Source organism: Micromonospora sp. CPCC 205539, assembly GCF_036906815.1.
Classification (GTDB): domain Bacteria; phylum Actinomycetota; class Actinomycetes; order Mycobacteriales; family Micromonosporaceae; genus Micromonospora.
Genome location: NZ_JBAKHW010000007.1, coordinates 175,660 through 191,121, shown reverse-complemented (window position 1 = coordinate 191,121; position 15,462 = coordinate 175,660). Strand labels below are relative to the sequence as shown.

The window sequence follows — 15,462 nt, the reverse complement described above, 5'->3', positions numbered from 1 at the left end:
GCACGCCACGCTAGCCGTCGCGGCTGGCAGCGGACGGGAAATGGTGACCGGCGACATCCCACCGTTTCCCTGGCCCGGGCGTAAGGTGATCACATGCGCGCTGAGCGTGTGGATCACCCCATTGACCATGATCAAGCGGTGGACACGCTGCGACGGTCGTACGCCGCGGTGCCCACTGGCGAGCCTGTTCGGCTCGCCAAACGAACCTCCAACCTATTCCGCCCCCGCTCTGCGCCCCGGGTTCCCGGGCTCGACGTCAGCGGCCTCGGCCGGGTGCTCTCGGTCGACGCGGCCGCACGCACCGCCGACGTGCAGGGCATGTGCACCTACGAACACCTGGTCGACGCGACGCTGCCGCACGGGTTGATGCCGCTGGTGGTGCCGCAGTTGCGCACCATCACCCTGGGCGGTGCGGTCACCGGCCTCGGCATCGAGTCGACCTCGTTCCGCAACGGCCTGCCGCACGAGTCGGTGCGTGAGCTGGACGTCCTCACCGGCTCCGGCGAGATCATCACCGCGCGGCCGGCCGGCGAGCACGCCGACCTGTTCGCCGCGTTCCCCAACTCGCTGGGCAGCCTCGGCTACGCCACCCGGCTGCGCATCGAGCTGCAACCGATCGGCCGGTACGTGGCGTTGCGCAACATCCGGTTCCACCGGCTGGACGAGCTCACCGACGCGATCGCCGAGATCACCGCGACCAGCTCCTGGGCCGGCGAGCCGGTCGACGCGATGGACGGGGTGATGTTCAGCCCCGACGAGTCGTACCTGGTGCTGGCCACGTTCACCGACGAGGCCGATCCGCCCAGCGACTACACCGGCCAGGCGATCTACTACCGGTCGCTGCGCGACCGCAGCCGCGACGTGCTGACCGCGTACGACTATCTCTGGCGCTGGGACACCGACTGGTTCTGGTGTTCGTCGGCGTTCGGCGCGCAGCACCCGGTGGTGCGGCGGCTCTGGCCGTCGCGCTGGCGGCGCAGCGACGTCTACCACCGCCTGGTCCGGTTGGAGCACCGGCACCAGGTGGCGGCCCGGCTCGACCGGCTGCGCGGCCAGCCGGCCCGGGAGCGGGTCGTGCAGGACGTGGAGATTCCATTGGACCAGACGGCTGACTTCCTGCGCTGGTTTTCCGGCGCAGTGGGGATGACCCCGGTGTGGCTCTGTCCGTTGCGGTTGCGCGAGCCGGCGGGTCCCGGCTCGGCGCGGTCCTGGCCGCTGTATCCGCTCCGGCCGGGGCAGGACTACGTCAACATCGGGTTCTGGGGGAGCGTGCCGATCGCGCAGGGCGCCGCCGACGGCGACGTCAACCGCACGATCGAACGCAGGGTGTCGGAGCTGGGCGGGCACAAGTCGCTCTACTCCGACGCGTACTACGACCGGGACGCCTTCGACCGGCTTTACGGCGGCGACACGTGGCGTGCGGTGAAGGACCGCTACGACCCGGACCACCGGCTGACGGGACTGTACGAAAAGGCGGTAGCACGAGCATGAGCCTGACCGACCGAGACCAGGGGGCGGCGAGCGCCCCAGCCACCCCGCCGGCGGGGGGCCGGCAACCGGTACCGACCGTCGCGGACGTCGTCCGCGCGGTCACCTCCGGGCCGTTGCCGGTCCGGATCACCGGGTACGACGGCAGCGAAGTCGGCCCGTCCGACGCCGGCATCACCCTCTCGATCCGTACCGAGCGGGGTCTGTCGTACCTGCTCACCGCACCTGGCGACCTGGGCATGGCCCGGGCGTACGTGAGTGGTGACCTGGCGTTGCAGGGGGTGCACCCGGGTGACCCGTACGAGGCGCTGCAGGTGCTCAAGGACGAGCTGCGGATCAGGCCACCGTCGCTCGCCGAGGGGTTGGCGCTGGTCCGCGGGCTGGGCTGGGAGCGGCTGCTGCCGCCGCCGGCTCCGCCGCAGGAGGCGCAGCCGCGTTGGAAGCGGGTGATGAACGGGCTGGTCCACTCGCGCGTGCGGGACAGCACGGCGATCTCGCACCACTACGACGTCTCGAACGCCTTCTACGAGAAGGTGCTCGGCCCGTCGATGACGTACACCTGCGCGGTGTTCCACTCTCCGGAGGACACGCTGGAGCAGGCCCAGGCCGCGAAGTACGACCTGGTCGCCGGCAAGCTGGCGCTCAAGCCGGGGATGCGGCTGCTCGACGTGGGGTGCGGGTGGGGCGGCATGGTCCGGCACGCGGCCCGCGAGTACGGCGTCAAGGCGCTCGGGGTCACGCTGTCGAAGGCGCAGGCGGAGTGGGCGCAGGCCGCCATCGAGCGGGAGGGCTTGGCCGAGCTGGCCGAGGTCCGGCACATGGACTACCGGGACGCCCCGGCCGAGCAGTTCGACGCCATCTCGTCGATCGGGCTGACCGAGCACATCGGGGTGCGCAACTACCCGGCCTACTTCGGGGCCCTGCGGAGCCGGCTGCGGCCGGACGCGCGGCTGCTCAACCACACCATCACCCGGTCGAACAACCGGGCGCCGCACCGCTCCGGCGCGTTCATCGACCGCTACGTCTTCCCCGACGGTGAGCTGGCCGGCCCGGGTCGGCTGATCAGCGAGGTGCACGACGCCGGGCTGGAGGTGCACCACGAGGAGAATCTGCGCCAGCACTACGCGCTGACGCTGGCCGCCTGGTGCCGCAACCTGGTCGACAACTGGGACTTCTGCGTCTCCGAGGTCGGCGCGGGCACCGCCCGGGTGTGGGGTCTGTACATGGCGGGTTCGCGGATGGCGTTCGAGCGCAACGAGATCCAGCTGCACCAGGTGCTGGCCACGCGTACCGGGCCGGCGGGCGAGAGCAGCTACCCGCTGCGGCCCGACTGGCTGCCGTGACGCTGTCGTACTGACGAAAGCCGCGCCGGATCGGCGCGGCTTTCGTCGAACCCATTGACAAACAAATTTTGTACGTACAAACTGATTTTGCCATGAGAGACGTCCTGTACCTGGAGCAGATCGAGCAGGCCGAAGTCCTGCTCAAGCCGCAGCGCGTGGAGGTGCTGCGGCAACTGGCCGAGCCGCGCACCTGCACCGAGGTCGCGGCCCGACTCGACCAGACGCCACAGCGCGTCTACTACCACGTCAAGCAGCTCGTCGCGGCCGGCCTGGTCGAGCTGGTCAACGAGCGCAAGGTCCGCGGCATCACCGAGGGCATCTACCAGGCGGCCGCCCGGTCGTACTGGCTCTCGCCGCGGCTGATCGGCCGGATCGGGCTGCGGCGGGCCCGCGACGAGCTCAGCCTGGGCTACCTGCTCGACCTGATGGAGGAGGTCCAGGCCGACGTCGCCGCCCTGGACCGGGCGGCGCCCGAGCTGCCCTCGATCGGGGTGTCCGGCGAGATCAGGGTGCCGGCTGAGCGTCGCCAGGAGTTCCTGCACGACCTGCAAACCGCACTTCAGGATCTGTTCACGCGCTACGGCGGCAGCGAAGGGGATGCCTTCAAACTCGCCGTGGCCTGCTATCCGAAAGGGAACGACCATGACTGAACCATTGAAGGTGCAGGCCCGTCTCTCCGCGCCGATCGAGCGCGTCCGCCAGGCTCTGACCGACCCGGCCGAGCTGCGACTCTGGCTGGCCGAGCACGCCGAGGTCGAGCTGCCCCAGCGGTACGAGTTCTGGGGCCGCTACACCCCCGAGGGGGACGCCCCGCACCAGAGCCTGCTGCACGCCGACGACGACACGCTGCGCTTCGAGTGGCTGCTCGACGGGGTGAAGACCACCAGCGATCTCCAGCTCACCGCCGAGAGCCCGACCAGCACCGTGCTGACGCTGTTGCAGAGCCACTTCGACTTCGCCGAGGCGATGAGCGGCAGCAGCATCCGCGGTGTGCTCCAGACGTACTGGGCGCTCTCCATCGCCAACCTGGCCGCCCACCTGGAGGGCCGGCCGCTGCTGCCCCGCACCGACTTCACCTCCGCCGACCTCCGGGGTGAGCTGGTCATCGCCGCTCCCGCCGACAAGGTGTGGGAGTCGCTGACCGACTCCGAGCAGGCCAGCGCCTGGTTCGGCTACCCGATCGGCATCGAGCCCTGGGCCGGCGGCCGGTACGCCATGGGCGGCTTCGACGCCGGGTACGCCGCCAAGGTGCTCGACGTCGAGCCGGGCCGGAAGATGTCGGTGGACTGGGGACCGGTCGGCGTGACGACCTGGGAGCTGGCCGAGTCCAATGGCCGCACCACGCTGACGTTCGTGCAGAGCGGCTTCGACGAGGCCAACCCGCCGTACGCGGCCTGGAGCGGGACGGTGTCCGGGCTGGCCGAGCTGCGCCGCTACCACGAGGTGCCCGACTGGCAGCCCATCTGGCTTCCCGCCGAGGTGCCCGGCCTGGAGCCGGAGCCGAGCGGAGCTGCCGGCTGACGCCGCTCGAGCTCTGATCACCTCGAGATCGCCGATATCACGGTGTCCGGCCCGACGGGATACCGCGATATCGGCGTTCCCGTGTCGTGGTGATTGGCAGGGGCGGAGTGGGTACTGACGAGCGATGTTCTTCATCTTCGGCCTTCGGACCAAAGTCAACCGGTTGGGTGTCGTGCAGCAGGTCTGCCGCAACTGCGGCAACCACGCCGCACAGGTGATCACCCGCCGATCGACGAAGTTCACCCTCTTCTTCATCCCCCTCATCCCGATCCGCACCCGGTACGCGCAGCAGTGCACGTTCTGCTCGGCGGAGTACGCGATCGCCAAGTCCGACGCCGAGCGTCTCCCGGTCGGCTGAGTTGCTGATGCCACCCTTTCTCTGCTGGTTGATCGGCTGGCCGGGCGCGTCCGGCGGCCCCGCGGTGCACACCGTCTCCCGACCGCCCTGCACCCCTGGTCGGCGCAGACGCCGCCGCACCCGCCGCCCGCCGGCCGGCACCTCGCTGCCCCGCTCACCGTGGAACCGCTCCGCCGGCCGTTGACCGGACCTGGACCGGCCACGAGCGGTCAACGCGCACGGGCGCCGGCCAGACCGGGAGCGCGAAGAATCCTCTGTGGACGCCCGGGCCCTGGCGAGGGGCTCGGGTGCTGACTAGGCTTTCGGAGTTTGCCGCCGTGGACCGGATCGTCCGAGGGTGCACGCACGACGAAGAGCCGGAGCGACGTGTCGCCACAGGGGGTCAAGCAGGCTGCGGGGGCGACCACCCGGCCGGGCCGCGCCGGGCTGTTCGTCGCCGGGGCGGTGCTGCTCGCTGAGGCGTGCTGGCTGGTCGCCGAGCTGCCCAACGCCGCGCTGGTCAGCGACCTGGGCGCGCTGCTGGTCGCCAGTTGGGCCACCGTCGCCTGCGCGCGAGTCGCCCGTCGCCACCCGAGCCCGCTGCGCCGGTTCTGGTCGCTGCTCGCGATCACCATGGCGCTCGCCGCGGCCGGTCGGGCCATCTGGACCGTACAGCGGCTCGTCGGCGGCGACCTGCCGCACACCCCGCTGGTCGGGGCGGTCTTCACCGTCGGCATCATCACCGGCACGGCGGTGCTGCTCTGCTCGCCCTCCGCTCCCCGGACCGCGGTCGGGCGTGCCCGGACCCTGCTGGACGGGGTGATCGTCGCGCTGGCCCTGGTGCCGGTCGGCTGGGTGCTGGTGTTCCGCGGGGTCGCCTCCGCCGAGCTGGCCGACCCGGCGCGCACGCTGGGGCTGCTCTACCCGATGTTCGACCTGATGCAGTTGACCATCCTGGTCGCGGTCGCCGGGCCGGTCCGATCGGTGTGGCGACCGATGAGCGTGCTCGCGGCGAGCCTCACCATCCGGGTGGTCGCCGACGTCGGCTACGTGTCGCTGGTCGTACGCGGCGACTACGTCGCCGGTCATCCGATCGACCTGTGCTGGCCGTTGAGCTACCTGCTGATCGGCCTGGCCACCCGGTGCCCGCCGCCGCCGGACTACGACACCGCCGACGACACCGCCGAGTCGCCGCGTACGCCGTGGTGGCGGGTGTCGCTGCCGTACCTGCCGGTGGGCGGGGCGATCATCGCGGTGGTGGTGACCCGCCAACCCACCGGGCACACCCCGGAACCGATCTTCGTGACCATGATGGCGCTGCTCGCCGCCCTCGCCGTCCGGCAGGGGCTGGCCGCCAACGAGAACCTCGGTCTGGTGGCCCGGCTGCGCCGGCTCGCGTACGACGACCAGCTCACCGGGCTGCCCAACCGGCTGCTGTTCAACCGGCGACTGCGCCTCGCGCTGCGCGACGGGCGGCCGGTGGCCGTGCTGCTGCTCGACCTGGACGGGTTCAAGCAGGTCAACGACCGTTTCGGGCACGCCACCGGCGACACCCTGCTGACCGGGCTGGCGGCCCGGATGCGGACCGCGGTGGACGGCGACGGCACCATCGCCCGGCTCGGCGGGGACGAGTTCGCGGTGCTCGTCGACGGCGACGGGCCGGTGTCGCCGGAGCGGCTGGCGGAACGGCTGTTGGACGCCCTGAAGCCCTCCGACGGCGACGAGGACGTCGGTGTCCACCCGTCGGCGAGCATCGGCATCGCCGAGTACGGCCCGCAGCACACCTCCCACACCGATCTGCTGCGTGACGCCGACATCGCCATGTACGCGGCCAAGGCGGCGGGCAAGTCCGCGTACCGGACGTGCACCCCGGCGCTGCGCGAATCGGCCGTCTCGCGGGCGGAGCTGATCGCCGACCTGCGCCGGGCGGTCGACGAGGAGCAGCTGCACCTGGAGTACCAGCCCATCGTCGACCTGGCCACCGGCGCGGTACGCAGCGCGGAGGCGTTGGTGCGCTGGCGGCACCCCCGGCTCGGGGTGCTGCCGCCGGCCCGGTTCCTGCCGCTGGCCGAGGAGACCGGGCTGATCGTGCCGATCGACCGCTGGGTCATCCACGAGGCGTGCCGGGCGGCGGCGACCTGGCGGGACCGGGCACCGGATGCCACTGTCGCCGTGAACATCGCCGCCGCGCATCTGCGCCGGCCGGACCTCATCGCCACGGTCACCGCGGCCATCGCCGGGGCCGGGCTGGCACCGCGCGCGTTGACCCTGGAGCTGACCGAGTCGGCGCTGATCGAGGGCACCGACGCGGTGCTGGAGCGACTGCGTCAGCTCCGGGAGCTGGGCATCGAGATCGCCATCGACGACTTCGGCACCGGCTACTCGTCGCTGAGCTACCTGCACCGCATCCCGGCCACCGAGCTGAAGATCGACCGTTCGTTCGTGGCCCGCCTCGGGACCGACGACCGGGCGTACGCCACGGTGGAGATGGTCACCCGGCTGGCCGGCGCGTTCGACCTGGCGGTGGTCGCCGAGGGGGTGGAGACCGAGCGGCAGCACGCGGCGGTCACCGCCATCGGTTGCCCCCGGGGCCAGGGCTATCTGTACGGACGGCCGGACCGCCCCGCCGCGGTGGGCCAGAATCGGCCTTGACCCTCACGTAGCGGCAGGCGGCAGCCTGGTTCCCGGAAGGGAGGGAAACCATGGCGTACACGGTGGGTCAGGTGGCCAGAATCGCCGGCGTGACGGTCCGGACGCTGCACCACTACGACGAGATCGGGCTGCTCTCGCCCAGCGGGCGGACCACGGCCGGCTACCGCCGCTACGGCGACGCGGACCTGGAGCGGTTGCAGCTCGTCCTGTACTACCGGGAACTGGGTTTCCCGCTTGAGGAGATCACCGCGATCATCGACGACCCGGCGGCCGACCCGGCCGCCCACCTGCGCCGCCAGCACGAGCTGCTGACGGCACGGGTCAAGCGGTTGCAGGAGATGGTCACGGCGATCGAGTTCGCGATGGAGGCGAGCAAGTTGAACATCCAACTCACCCCGCAGGAACGGTTCGAGGTCTTCGGCGACGTCAACCCGGAGGAGCACGAGGCCGAGGCCGAGCGGCGCTGGGGCGACACCGACGCGTACCGGGAGTCGAACCGGCGGGTCGCCAGCTACAGCAAGGACGACTGGCTGCGGCACAAGGCGGAGAACGAGGACTGGGGCCGACGGATCGTCGCGCTGATGGCCTCGGGGGCACCGGCCGACGGCCCGGAGGCGCGGGAGCTGGCCGAGGAGCACCGGCAGATCATCAGCCGCTGGTTCTACGAGTGCTCGTACGAGGTGCACACCGGGCTGGCCGACATGTACGTGGCCGACGAGCGCTTCACCGCGTACTACGAGAAGATCGTCCCGGGCCTCACGGCGTACCTGAACGAGGCGATCCACGCCAACGCGATCAGCCGCGCGTGACGCGACGCGGTCCGGCTACTCTGGCCGGACCGCACCGCGGTCAGCGTCGATCGGCCACCGGCCGGTGGTGCGCCGCTCGGGGGAGATGACCGTGAAGAAGCCGAAGCTGGTGGCCGCTGGCGCCGTCCTCGCCGTGGCGGTCGCCGCCGGGGTGTGGGCACTGGTCGCCACCGGTGACGAGCCGGACGCGGCCCGTCCGGTGGCCAGCGCGTCGCCCGTACCGGCACCGACCGACCCGGTCGGCGTGCTGGTCGCCGCCGCCAAGAAGGTCGACGAGCAGCCGTACAAGCTGACCGTCGGCACCGGCGGCACGGCGGGCGGGGACAGCACGGTGCTGGTCTGGGACCCGAAGGCCCGGCGCGGCCTGGAGACCACCTCCCTCAAGGTGCCCAACGGCGAGGTGAAGATCGAGCGGCTGACCACCGGCCCGGACGTCTACGTCCGGGTCACCGCACCGGACCGCCGGGTCCAGGTCTGGGACGGCAAGACCTGGTGGCACGTCGGCGCCCCCGGCGCGCCGGGCGGCAAGCAGGGCCTGGACAACACCAAGCTGGCCGGCACGCTGACCGCGCCGGCCGCGGTCAAACAGACGGGGGTACGGGAGTACGCCGGCACACTGGACCTGCGGCAGAGTGGGGCGGTGCTGGGCTCCGGGGTGGGCAAGGTGCTCGGCGACCGGGCGGCGGCCGTGCCGTTCACCGCCGCCGTCGACGAGCAGGGGCGGCTGGTCCGCTACCGGATCGAGCTGGCCAGCGAGCAGTCGAAGACCGCGCAGCTCGACCTGACGTACTCGGATTTCGGTCTGGCGGTGGCGGCCGACCCGCCGGCGGCCGACCTCGTCGGTGAGGACCCGCCGGCGAACATTCCCGGCGCCTGACCTGACTCTGGAGTATCACCTTCACCAGAAACTACCGCCCCGGGAGCGCGCGTGTTGATCATTGCAGGCAGCCTGTCCGTCGACCCGGCCGCGCGCGACGACTACCTGTCGGCCTGCCGGGACACCATCGCGCAGGCACGTGCCGCCGCCGGCTGTCTCGACTTCCTGCTCGCGGCCGACCCGCTGGACGCGGGGCGGATCCACGTCTACGAGCGGTGGGAGTCCGCGGAGCAGTTGGAGGCGTTCCGTGGCTCCGGGCCGAGCGACGAGCAGTCGGCGGCCATCCTCGGCGCTGACGTACGCCGCTACCTGATCGCGAGCGTGGAGGCGCCCTGACCCTGGCCGACGGGCAGGGTCACATGGGTGGCGGCGCGGGGGTGGGCTCCGGTGGCAGGCCGGGTGCCAGCCGGCGCAGCGACATGAAGGTGGGCACCAGCGCGTCGTACAGCTCGGCGAAGAGCGGCAGCAGGGACGAGTAGGTGGCGGCGGCGGTCGCGTCGGGGCGTACCGTCTCCTCGATCTGCACCAGGTCGGCGGCCACGTCGATGGAGTCGATCAGCCCCAGCGCCTGCATGCCGAGCAGCGCCGCGCCGAAGCTCGACCCCTCGTGCCCGCTGGGAAAGCTCACCGGCAGGCCGAGCACGTCGGCGAGCATCTGCCGCCACAGGCCACTGCGGGCGAAGCCGCCGCCGGCCCGGATCTCGCGGACCTCGTTGCCGGCCGCGCGTACCGAGGTGAGCACCAGCGCGAGCTGCTGGCAGACCCCCTCCAACGCGGCCCGCACCAGGTGCTCGCGGCGGTGCCCGTGGGTCAACCCCACGTACGCGCCGCGCGGCAGGGCGCTCCAGTGCGGGGCGCGTTCACTGAGGAGGTACGGCAGCATGATGAGCCCGCCCGAGCCGACCGGTGCCCGGGCCGCCAGCGCGACAAGGTCGGCGTGGGCGTGCTCGCCCAGCTCCGGCGCGAGCGCGTCACCGGCCCACTTGAGCACGATGCCGCCGTTGTTGATCGCGCCGCCGACCACCCAACGGTCCTCGGTGAGCGCGTAGCAGAACACGCCGCCGAGCGGGTCCACGCCGGGGCGTTCGACCATCACCCGCATCGCGCCGCTGGTGCCGATCGAGCAGGCCACCATGCCGGGGTGCACCGCGCCCAGGCCCAGGTTGGCCAGTGGCCCGTCACCGGCACCCACCACCACCGGGGTGCGCTGCGGCAGGCCGGTGGCGGCCGCGGCCTGCGGGGTGAGCCCGGGGAGTACGGCGGTGGTGGCGACGAGGTGGGGGAGCTGCTCGTCGGTGATGCCGGCGATGGCCAGCGCCTCGGTGTCCCACACGAGTCGGTGGATGTCCATGAGGCCGGTGGCCGAGGCGATCGAGTGGTCGGTGACCAGCGTGCCGCAGAGCCGCAGAAGCACCCAGTCCTTGATGCCCACCCAGTGCACGACCCCGTCGAAGAGCTTCGGCTCCAGCTCGGCGAACCAGAGCAGCTTGGGCAGCGGCGCCATCGGGTGGATGGGCGTCCCGGTGCGTCGGTGCAGGGCCAGCCCGGACGGCACCGCCCGCAGCCGCTCGGCCTGTCGGGTGGAGCGTGAGTCGGCCCAGGTCACCGACGGGGTGACGGGGTTGCCGCCGTGGTCCAGCCCGATGAGGCTGTGCATCGCGCTGCTGAACGCCAGCCCGGCGATCGGCTCGACCAGGTCGGTCACCACCGCACGGACCGACTCCAGCACGGCGTCGAGGATGCGTTGCGGGTCCTGCTCGGCGTACCCGGGCTGGGGGTTGTCCAGCGGGTAGCCGGTCGAGTGGCTGGCGAGTTGCCGGCCAGCGGTGTCGTACGCGACGGCCTTGGTGCTCGTGGTGCCGATGTCGACGCCGATGACCACGCCGGGCCGGGTGTCCTGCGGCACGGCGCGCACCCCCTCGGTAAAGGTGAATCGACGCAACAGTATCGCCCTATCGTCCTGGTTGTTCCGACGATCGGATAGTTTGCCCGATCCGGCGTGTCCGGGCGACGCGCGGTGACTGTTGAACCCAGTGACACCCAGATTGGTGGCCTGCGCGGCGGAGGAGTCGGCGTGGCATTGACTGATTCGACGGGTTCTACATGGCGGTACCGGTGGGCGCACCGGCAGAACGTGCGGCGGGTCAGCACGTACCGCGGCGCCGAGGCAGCGTGGCGACGGCGCGACGACGAGTTGCGGCGGCTACGCGCCCTGGCCGCCGACTTCCAGGGCACCGCACAGGCCGGCGCCGGCCTGCCGTTGGAGCTGGCCGGCGAAGAGGTGGTCCTCTGGGCGTTGCCGGCGGCGCAACTGGTCGAGATGCGGCACACCATCGTGCTCCCCGCGCCGGACCTGGCGGTAGCTCCACCACCCGGGCCGCTGCGCCCGCGCCGCCCGGACGGCGTCCGGGTCACCGACGCGGGCATGGCGGTGATCACCAGTCGTCGACTGGTGCTGCTCGGCGGACGTGGGCGGCGTGACTGGGCGTACGGCCGAATGACCGGCCTGTCCCACGACCCGGGCGCGCCGGTCACCCTGATCCAGGTTTTGGACCGGCGGCGGATCTCCGGGCTGATGCTGCCCACCGACGCGGCGCCGGACTTCCGGTTCAAGCTCACCCTGGCCTTCGCCGACGCGATCGAGCAGCGCGCCGCTGTCCTCACTCAACTCGACGAGCTGATCGACGAGCACGGCCAGCTCAAGCCGTTCCGGCCGGCCGTGAACACCCCCGCGCAGGCCCGGCTCACGTCGCGGGTGCCGGGCGGTCGGCGTACCGTCGCGGTGGCCGCGGCCATCGCGCTGCTGGTGCCGGCGGCGCTGTTCGAGTCGGACCCTTCCGATCCGAACGGCGGCGCGGAGGTCGCCGTCGCGGCCACCCCGGCGCCCACCACCAGCGCGGTCCCCGCGCTGGCCCGCCCGAAGGCGTCCGCGCCGGCGCGCGGCACGTCGCCGAAGCCGACGAAGTCGCCGCGTCCGTCGCCCACCGCGAGTCGCGACGCGCGCTGTGGCGCGCCGGTCAATCCGTTGGGGTACGACTACTGCGGCGGCCCGCGGATCCGCAAACCGGCGGCCGAGGTGTGCGACTGGTTCGACTGCGTACCGCAGTTCTGGGCCGGTCGGGGTTACCTCGTGCAGTGCCGCGACGGCGCGGTGAGCCTGACCGGCGGCACGTCGCGCGCCTGCGCCGAGCACCGTGGCGTCCGACGGACGGTGACCGGTTAATCCCGAATTCTGGTTACTCGCCGGTTTATATCGGCGAGAATTGGTGGGTGGAGATCCGGTCCGACGACGGTGCCCGGGTGCGCATCCGCCCGGTGGGCTACCAGCCGGGCGTCGAGCCGCCCGACGATCCCGAGCGGGCCGTGCCCGGTTGGCACGACTGGCTGCTCATCGAGGTGGACGCCCGCACCGCCGACGGCCAGCACTGGGCACACCACTACCCGAGCCTCATGGTCGAGGAGGCCCGCGCGCTCGGCGGCTGGCTCCGCGGGCAAGCCGAGGCGGCCGTCGGGCTGAACCCGCCACCGGCGCTGGTCCGCTTCACCGAACCCAACCTGGTCCTGCGGACCCGGGCGATCCGTCGGCGTCGGCTGGAGCTGACCGTGGAGTTCTCCGCCGAGTCGCTGCCACCGTGGATGCGCCGCCCGATCACCGCCGTCTACCCGCTGGTCCTCACCGTGTCGGCGGACGCGCTGGCGGTCGCCGCCGAGCAGTGGGCCGAGCACGTCGACGCGTACCCGCCGAGGGTGTCGTCGCGGTTTCCGGCCCGGGGTCCACTGCCCGGCCCGGTGACACACCCCCGACGGGCGGGCTGACGAACGGGGACGTTCCTTGTCCCCGCGACCTCGGCCTGCTCTGATGGGCGGTCATGGGGGATGAGCGGGTGCACCGCACGGTCGAGGCGGTCTGGCGGATCGAAGCCGGGCGGGTGATCGCCGCCCTGGCCGGCCTGGTGCGGGACGTCGGCTGGGCCGAGGAGTTGGCGCAGGACGCCCTGGTGGCGGCACTCGAGCAGTGGGCGCGCGACGGCGTGCCGACCAACCCGGGCGCCTGGTTGACCACCGTCGGCAAACGGCGGGCGATCGACGCGCTGCGCCGCCGGAGCCTGCTCGAACGCCGTGTCGTCGAACTTGGCAACGACCTCGAAGACGAGCAGTTCACCCCGGACTTCGACGCCGCCTTCGAGGAACGAATCGAGGACGACCTACTGCGGTTGGTCTTCACCGCCTGCCACCCGGTGCTGTCGCCGCAGGCGCGGGCGGCGCTGACCCTGCGGATGCTCGGCGGCCTCAAGACCGAGGAGATCGCGCGAGCGTTCCTGGTGCCCGAGACGACCGTCGCGCAGCGGATCACCCGGGCAAAGAAGACCCTGGCCGAGGCGAAGGTGCCGTTCGAGGTGCCCGGCGTCGCCGAGCGTGGTGAACGGCTCGCCTCCGTGCTGGAGGTGATCTACCTGATCTTCAATGAGGGTTACTCGGCGACGGCTGGCGACGACTGGATGCGCCCAGCCCTGTGCGCGGACGCGCTCCGCCTGGCCCGCGTCCTCCAGAGCCTGATGCCCGACGAGCCCGAGGTGCACGGCCTTGCCGCGCTGCTGGAAATCCAGGCATCGCGTACCGCTGCCCGGGTCGATCCCACCGGCGAGCCGATCCTGCTCATGGAACAGGACCGGGAACGCTGGGATCGGATGCTGATTCGTCGGGGTCTGGCCGCACTGGACCGGGCCCGCGCCGCCGACGGACCACCCGGCCCGTACGCCCTGCAGGCCGCGATCGCGGCCTGCCACGCTCGGGCGCGTACCCCGGAGGAGACGGACTGGACGCGGATCGCGGCCGGCTACGCGGAGCTGGCCCGGGTCGTGCCGTCGCCGGTCGTGGAGCTGAACCGGGCCGTCGCCGTCTCCTTCGCCGCCGGCCCGGCCGCCGGTCTCGACCTGGCTCGGGCGCTGGCCGACGAGCCGGCGCTGGCCGACTATCACCTGCTGCCCAGCGTTCTCGGAGACCTGTTGGCCAAGTTGGGCCGCTACGACGAGGCGCGAGCCGAGTTCGAGAGGGCCGCCCACCTCACCGGCAACGAACGGGAGCGGACACTGCTGCTCGCCCGCGCCGCCGACTGCGCTCGGGGCGTCGCGCCGACCCGCTGAAAAAACTCCGGAAAATCTTTGGCCGTCATGTCGTATCCCGGCCGGACCGCTCGACGCGTCTGTGAAAGCCGGCTCGCACCGGCGCGCGGGACCGGCGACCGGCCGGCTGAGACGAGGAGATCGGCATGACGACGACGGCGAACGCCACGGGCGCAGGGTCTGCGGTGGCAGGCGTTGACTCTCGGCGTACGACGACCAGGGCCCTGCTGACCGGCGGAGTTCTCGCCGGCCCGCTCTTCGCGGTGGTGGCCGCGGCCCAGGTGCTCACCCGCGACGGGTTCGACCTGACCCGGCAACCGCTCAGCCTGCTCGCCCTGGGCGACCTGGGCTGGATCCAGACCGCCAACTTCGTGGTGACCGGCCTGCTCGCCCTCGCCGGCGCGGTCGGGCTGCGCCGGACGCTGCGCGGCGAGCCGGGCGGGACGTGGGGGCCGGCGCTGATCGCGGTGCACGGCCTCGGCCTGATCGTCGCCGGGGTGCTGGTCTCCGATCCCAGCATGGGTTGGCCGACCGGTGCGCCGGAGGGCGCGCCCGCGACCGTGAGCTGGCACGCCGTCGGCCACGGTGTCGGCGCGGGGCTGGCGTTCGGGTCGCTGTCCGTGGCCTTCCTGGTCTTCGCCCGCACCTGGTGGCGGGCCGGGCAGCGCGGGTGGGCGGCCTTCTCCCTCCTCAGCGCGCTGGCCGTCGTCGCGGTGCTGGCCTTCCCCGACCAGGGCAGCATCAGCGTCCGGATGGCGCTCGCCAGCGTCGTCACCTTCGGCTGGCTCACCGCTCTCTGCGCTCGACCGCTCACCCGCTGACCACGTGTTCATCGATCACGAGAGGCCCACACCAATGCGCTACATGCTGATGCACAAGCTCGACGAAACCCTGCCGGGTGCCTTCAACCCGAGCCCGGAGTTCATCGCCCGGATGGAGAGCTTCCAGAAGGAGGTGGCCAAGGCCGGGGTGCTGCTCGCCGCCGAAGGGCTCTGCGAGACCTCCAAGGGCGCCACCCGGATCACCGTCACCGGTGGAAAGACCACCGTCACCGACGGGCCGTTCACCGAAACCAAGGAGTTGATCGCCGGATTCGCCCTGCTGGACGTGCGTTCCCAGGAGGAGGCGGTGGAATGGGGCCGGCGGTTCGCCGACGTCTTCGCCGAGACGATCGGTGAGGTCGAGGTGGACGTCCGCAAGGTCTTCGAGATGCCCGAGGGCGGCCACCCGGCCTGATCCGACCACACGGTGCCGCGCCGCCACACCCCCTTGGGTGGCGGCGCGGTCCTGTGTAGGGTGATCTTCGTCAGCG

At 72.0% G+C, this 15,462-nt stretch carries 15 protein-coding genes; 14 read left to right on the top strand and 1 reads right to left on the bottom strand.

Annotated features, from left to right (window positions below; genetic code table 11):
• The first annotated feature begins 93 nt into the window (after positions 1 to 93).
• From V6V47_RS09050 to V6V47_RS09010, 9 genes are all read left to right on the top strand, one after another.
• Positions 94 to 1,491, top strand: coding sequence for an FAD-binding oxidoreductase (locus tag V6V47_RS09050; protein ID WP_334627630.1), 1,398 nt, complete (start codon positions 94 to 96; stop codon positions 1,489 to 1,491).
• Positions 1,488 to 2,831: a class I SAM-dependent methyltransferase gene (locus V6V47_RS09045; protein ID WP_334627629.1), complete on the top strand. Its 1,344-nt coding sequence runs from the start codon at positions 1,488 to 1,490 to the stop codon at positions 2,829 to 2,831. The genes V6V47_RS09050 and V6V47_RS09045 overlap by 4 nt, the downstream gene beginning before the upstream one ends.
• 92 nt (positions 2,832 to 2,923) lie before the next feature.
• On the top strand, positions 2,924 to 3,481 hold the full coding sequence (locus V6V47_RS09040; protein WP_334627628.1) for a helix-turn-helix domain-containing protein: 558 nt from the start codon (positions 2,924 to 2,926) through the stop codon (positions 3,479 to 3,481).
• Positions 3,474 to 4,352, top strand: coding sequence for an SRPBCC family protein (locus tag V6V47_RS09035; protein ID WP_334627627.1), 879 nt, complete (start codon positions 3,474 to 3,476; stop codon positions 4,350 to 4,352). Before V6V47_RS09040 ends, V6V47_RS09035 begins: the two co-directional genes overlap by 8 nt.
• A 124-nt stretch (positions 4,353 to 4,476) precedes the next feature.
• The gene (locus tag V6V47_RS09030) at positions 4,477 to 4,710 is read left to right on the top strand and encodes a zinc-ribbon domain-containing protein (RefSeq protein WP_334627626.1); all 234 of its coding nucleotides are present in this window, start codon (positions 4,477 to 4,479) and stop codon (positions 4,708 to 4,710) included.
• Positions 4,711 to 5,076: 366 nt separating this feature from the next.
• A complete protein-coding gene (locus V6V47_RS09025; RefSeq protein WP_334627625.1) occupies positions 5,077 to 7,341 on the top strand; it encodes a putative bifunctional diguanylate cyclase/phosphodiesterase in 2,265 nt (754 codons plus the stop codon).
• 50 nt (positions 7,342 to 7,391) lie between these two features.
• Positions 7,392 to 8,150: a MerR family transcriptional regulator gene (locus V6V47_RS09020; protein ID WP_334627624.1), complete on the top strand. Its 759-nt coding sequence runs from the start codon at positions 7,392 to 7,394 to the stop codon at positions 8,148 to 8,150.
• 91 nt (positions 8,151 to 8,241) lie between these two features.
• Positions 8,242 to 9,027, top strand: a complete 786-nt coding sequence (locus tag V6V47_RS09015; protein ID WP_334627623.1) for a hypothetical protein — start codon at positions 8,242 to 8,244, stop codon at positions 9,025 to 9,027.
• 51 nt (positions 9,028 to 9,078) lie between these two features.
• Positions 9,079 to 9,363 (top strand): putative quinol monooxygenase, encoded by a 285-nt coding sequence (locus tag V6V47_RS09010; RefSeq protein WP_334627622.1) that lies wholly within the window; start codon positions 9,079 to 9,081, stop codon positions 9,361 to 9,363.
• 19 nt (positions 9,364 to 9,382) lie between these two features.
• On the opposite strand, the gene V6V47_RS09005 is transcribed toward V6V47_RS09010, so the two are convergent.
• Positions 9,383 to 10,933, bottom strand: a complete 1,551-nt coding sequence (locus V6V47_RS09005) for a gluconokinase (protein ID WP_334627621.1) — start codon at positions 10,931 to 10,933, stop codon at positions 9,383 to 9,385.
• A 168-nt stretch (positions 10,934 to 11,101) separates the two neighbouring features.
• Here V6V47_RS09005 and V6V47_RS09000 point away from each other — a divergent pair, with 168 nt between their 5' ends.
• The 5 genes from V6V47_RS09000 (at position 11,102) to V6V47_RS08980 (ending at position 15,386) form a co-directional block, all read left to right on the top strand.
• Positions 11,102 to 12,250 (top strand): hypothetical protein, encoded by a 1,149-nt coding sequence (locus tag V6V47_RS09000; protein ID WP_334627620.1) that lies wholly within the window; start codon positions 11,102 to 11,104, stop codon positions 12,248 to 12,250.
• A 47-nt stretch (positions 12,251 to 12,297) separates the two neighbouring features.
• Entirely contained in the window at positions 12,298 to 12,843 is a 546-nt protein-coding gene (locus tag V6V47_RS08995) for a WapI family immunity protein (protein ID WP_334627619.1), read from the top strand.
• Between the two features lie 53 nt (positions 12,844 to 12,896).
• Positions 12,897 to 14,171, top strand: coding sequence for an RNA polymerase sigma factor (locus V6V47_RS08990; RefSeq protein WP_334627618.1), 1,275 nt, complete (start codon positions 12,897 to 12,899; stop codon positions 14,169 to 14,171).
• Between the two features lie 125 nt (positions 14,172 to 14,296).
• A complete protein-coding gene (locus V6V47_RS08985) occupies positions 14,297 to 14,971 on the top strand; it encodes a DUF998 domain-containing protein (protein WP_334627617.1) in 675 nt (224 codons plus the stop codon).
• Between the two features lie 43 nt (positions 14,972 to 15,014).
• Positions 15,015 to 15,386 carry a YciI family protein gene (locus tag V6V47_RS08980; protein WP_334627616.1) on the top strand — a complete coding sequence of 124 codons (372 nt, stop codon included), beginning with the start codon at positions 15,015 to 15,017 and terminating at the stop codon, positions 15,384 to 15,386.
• Positions 15,387 to 15,462 lie beyond the last annotated feature (76 nt).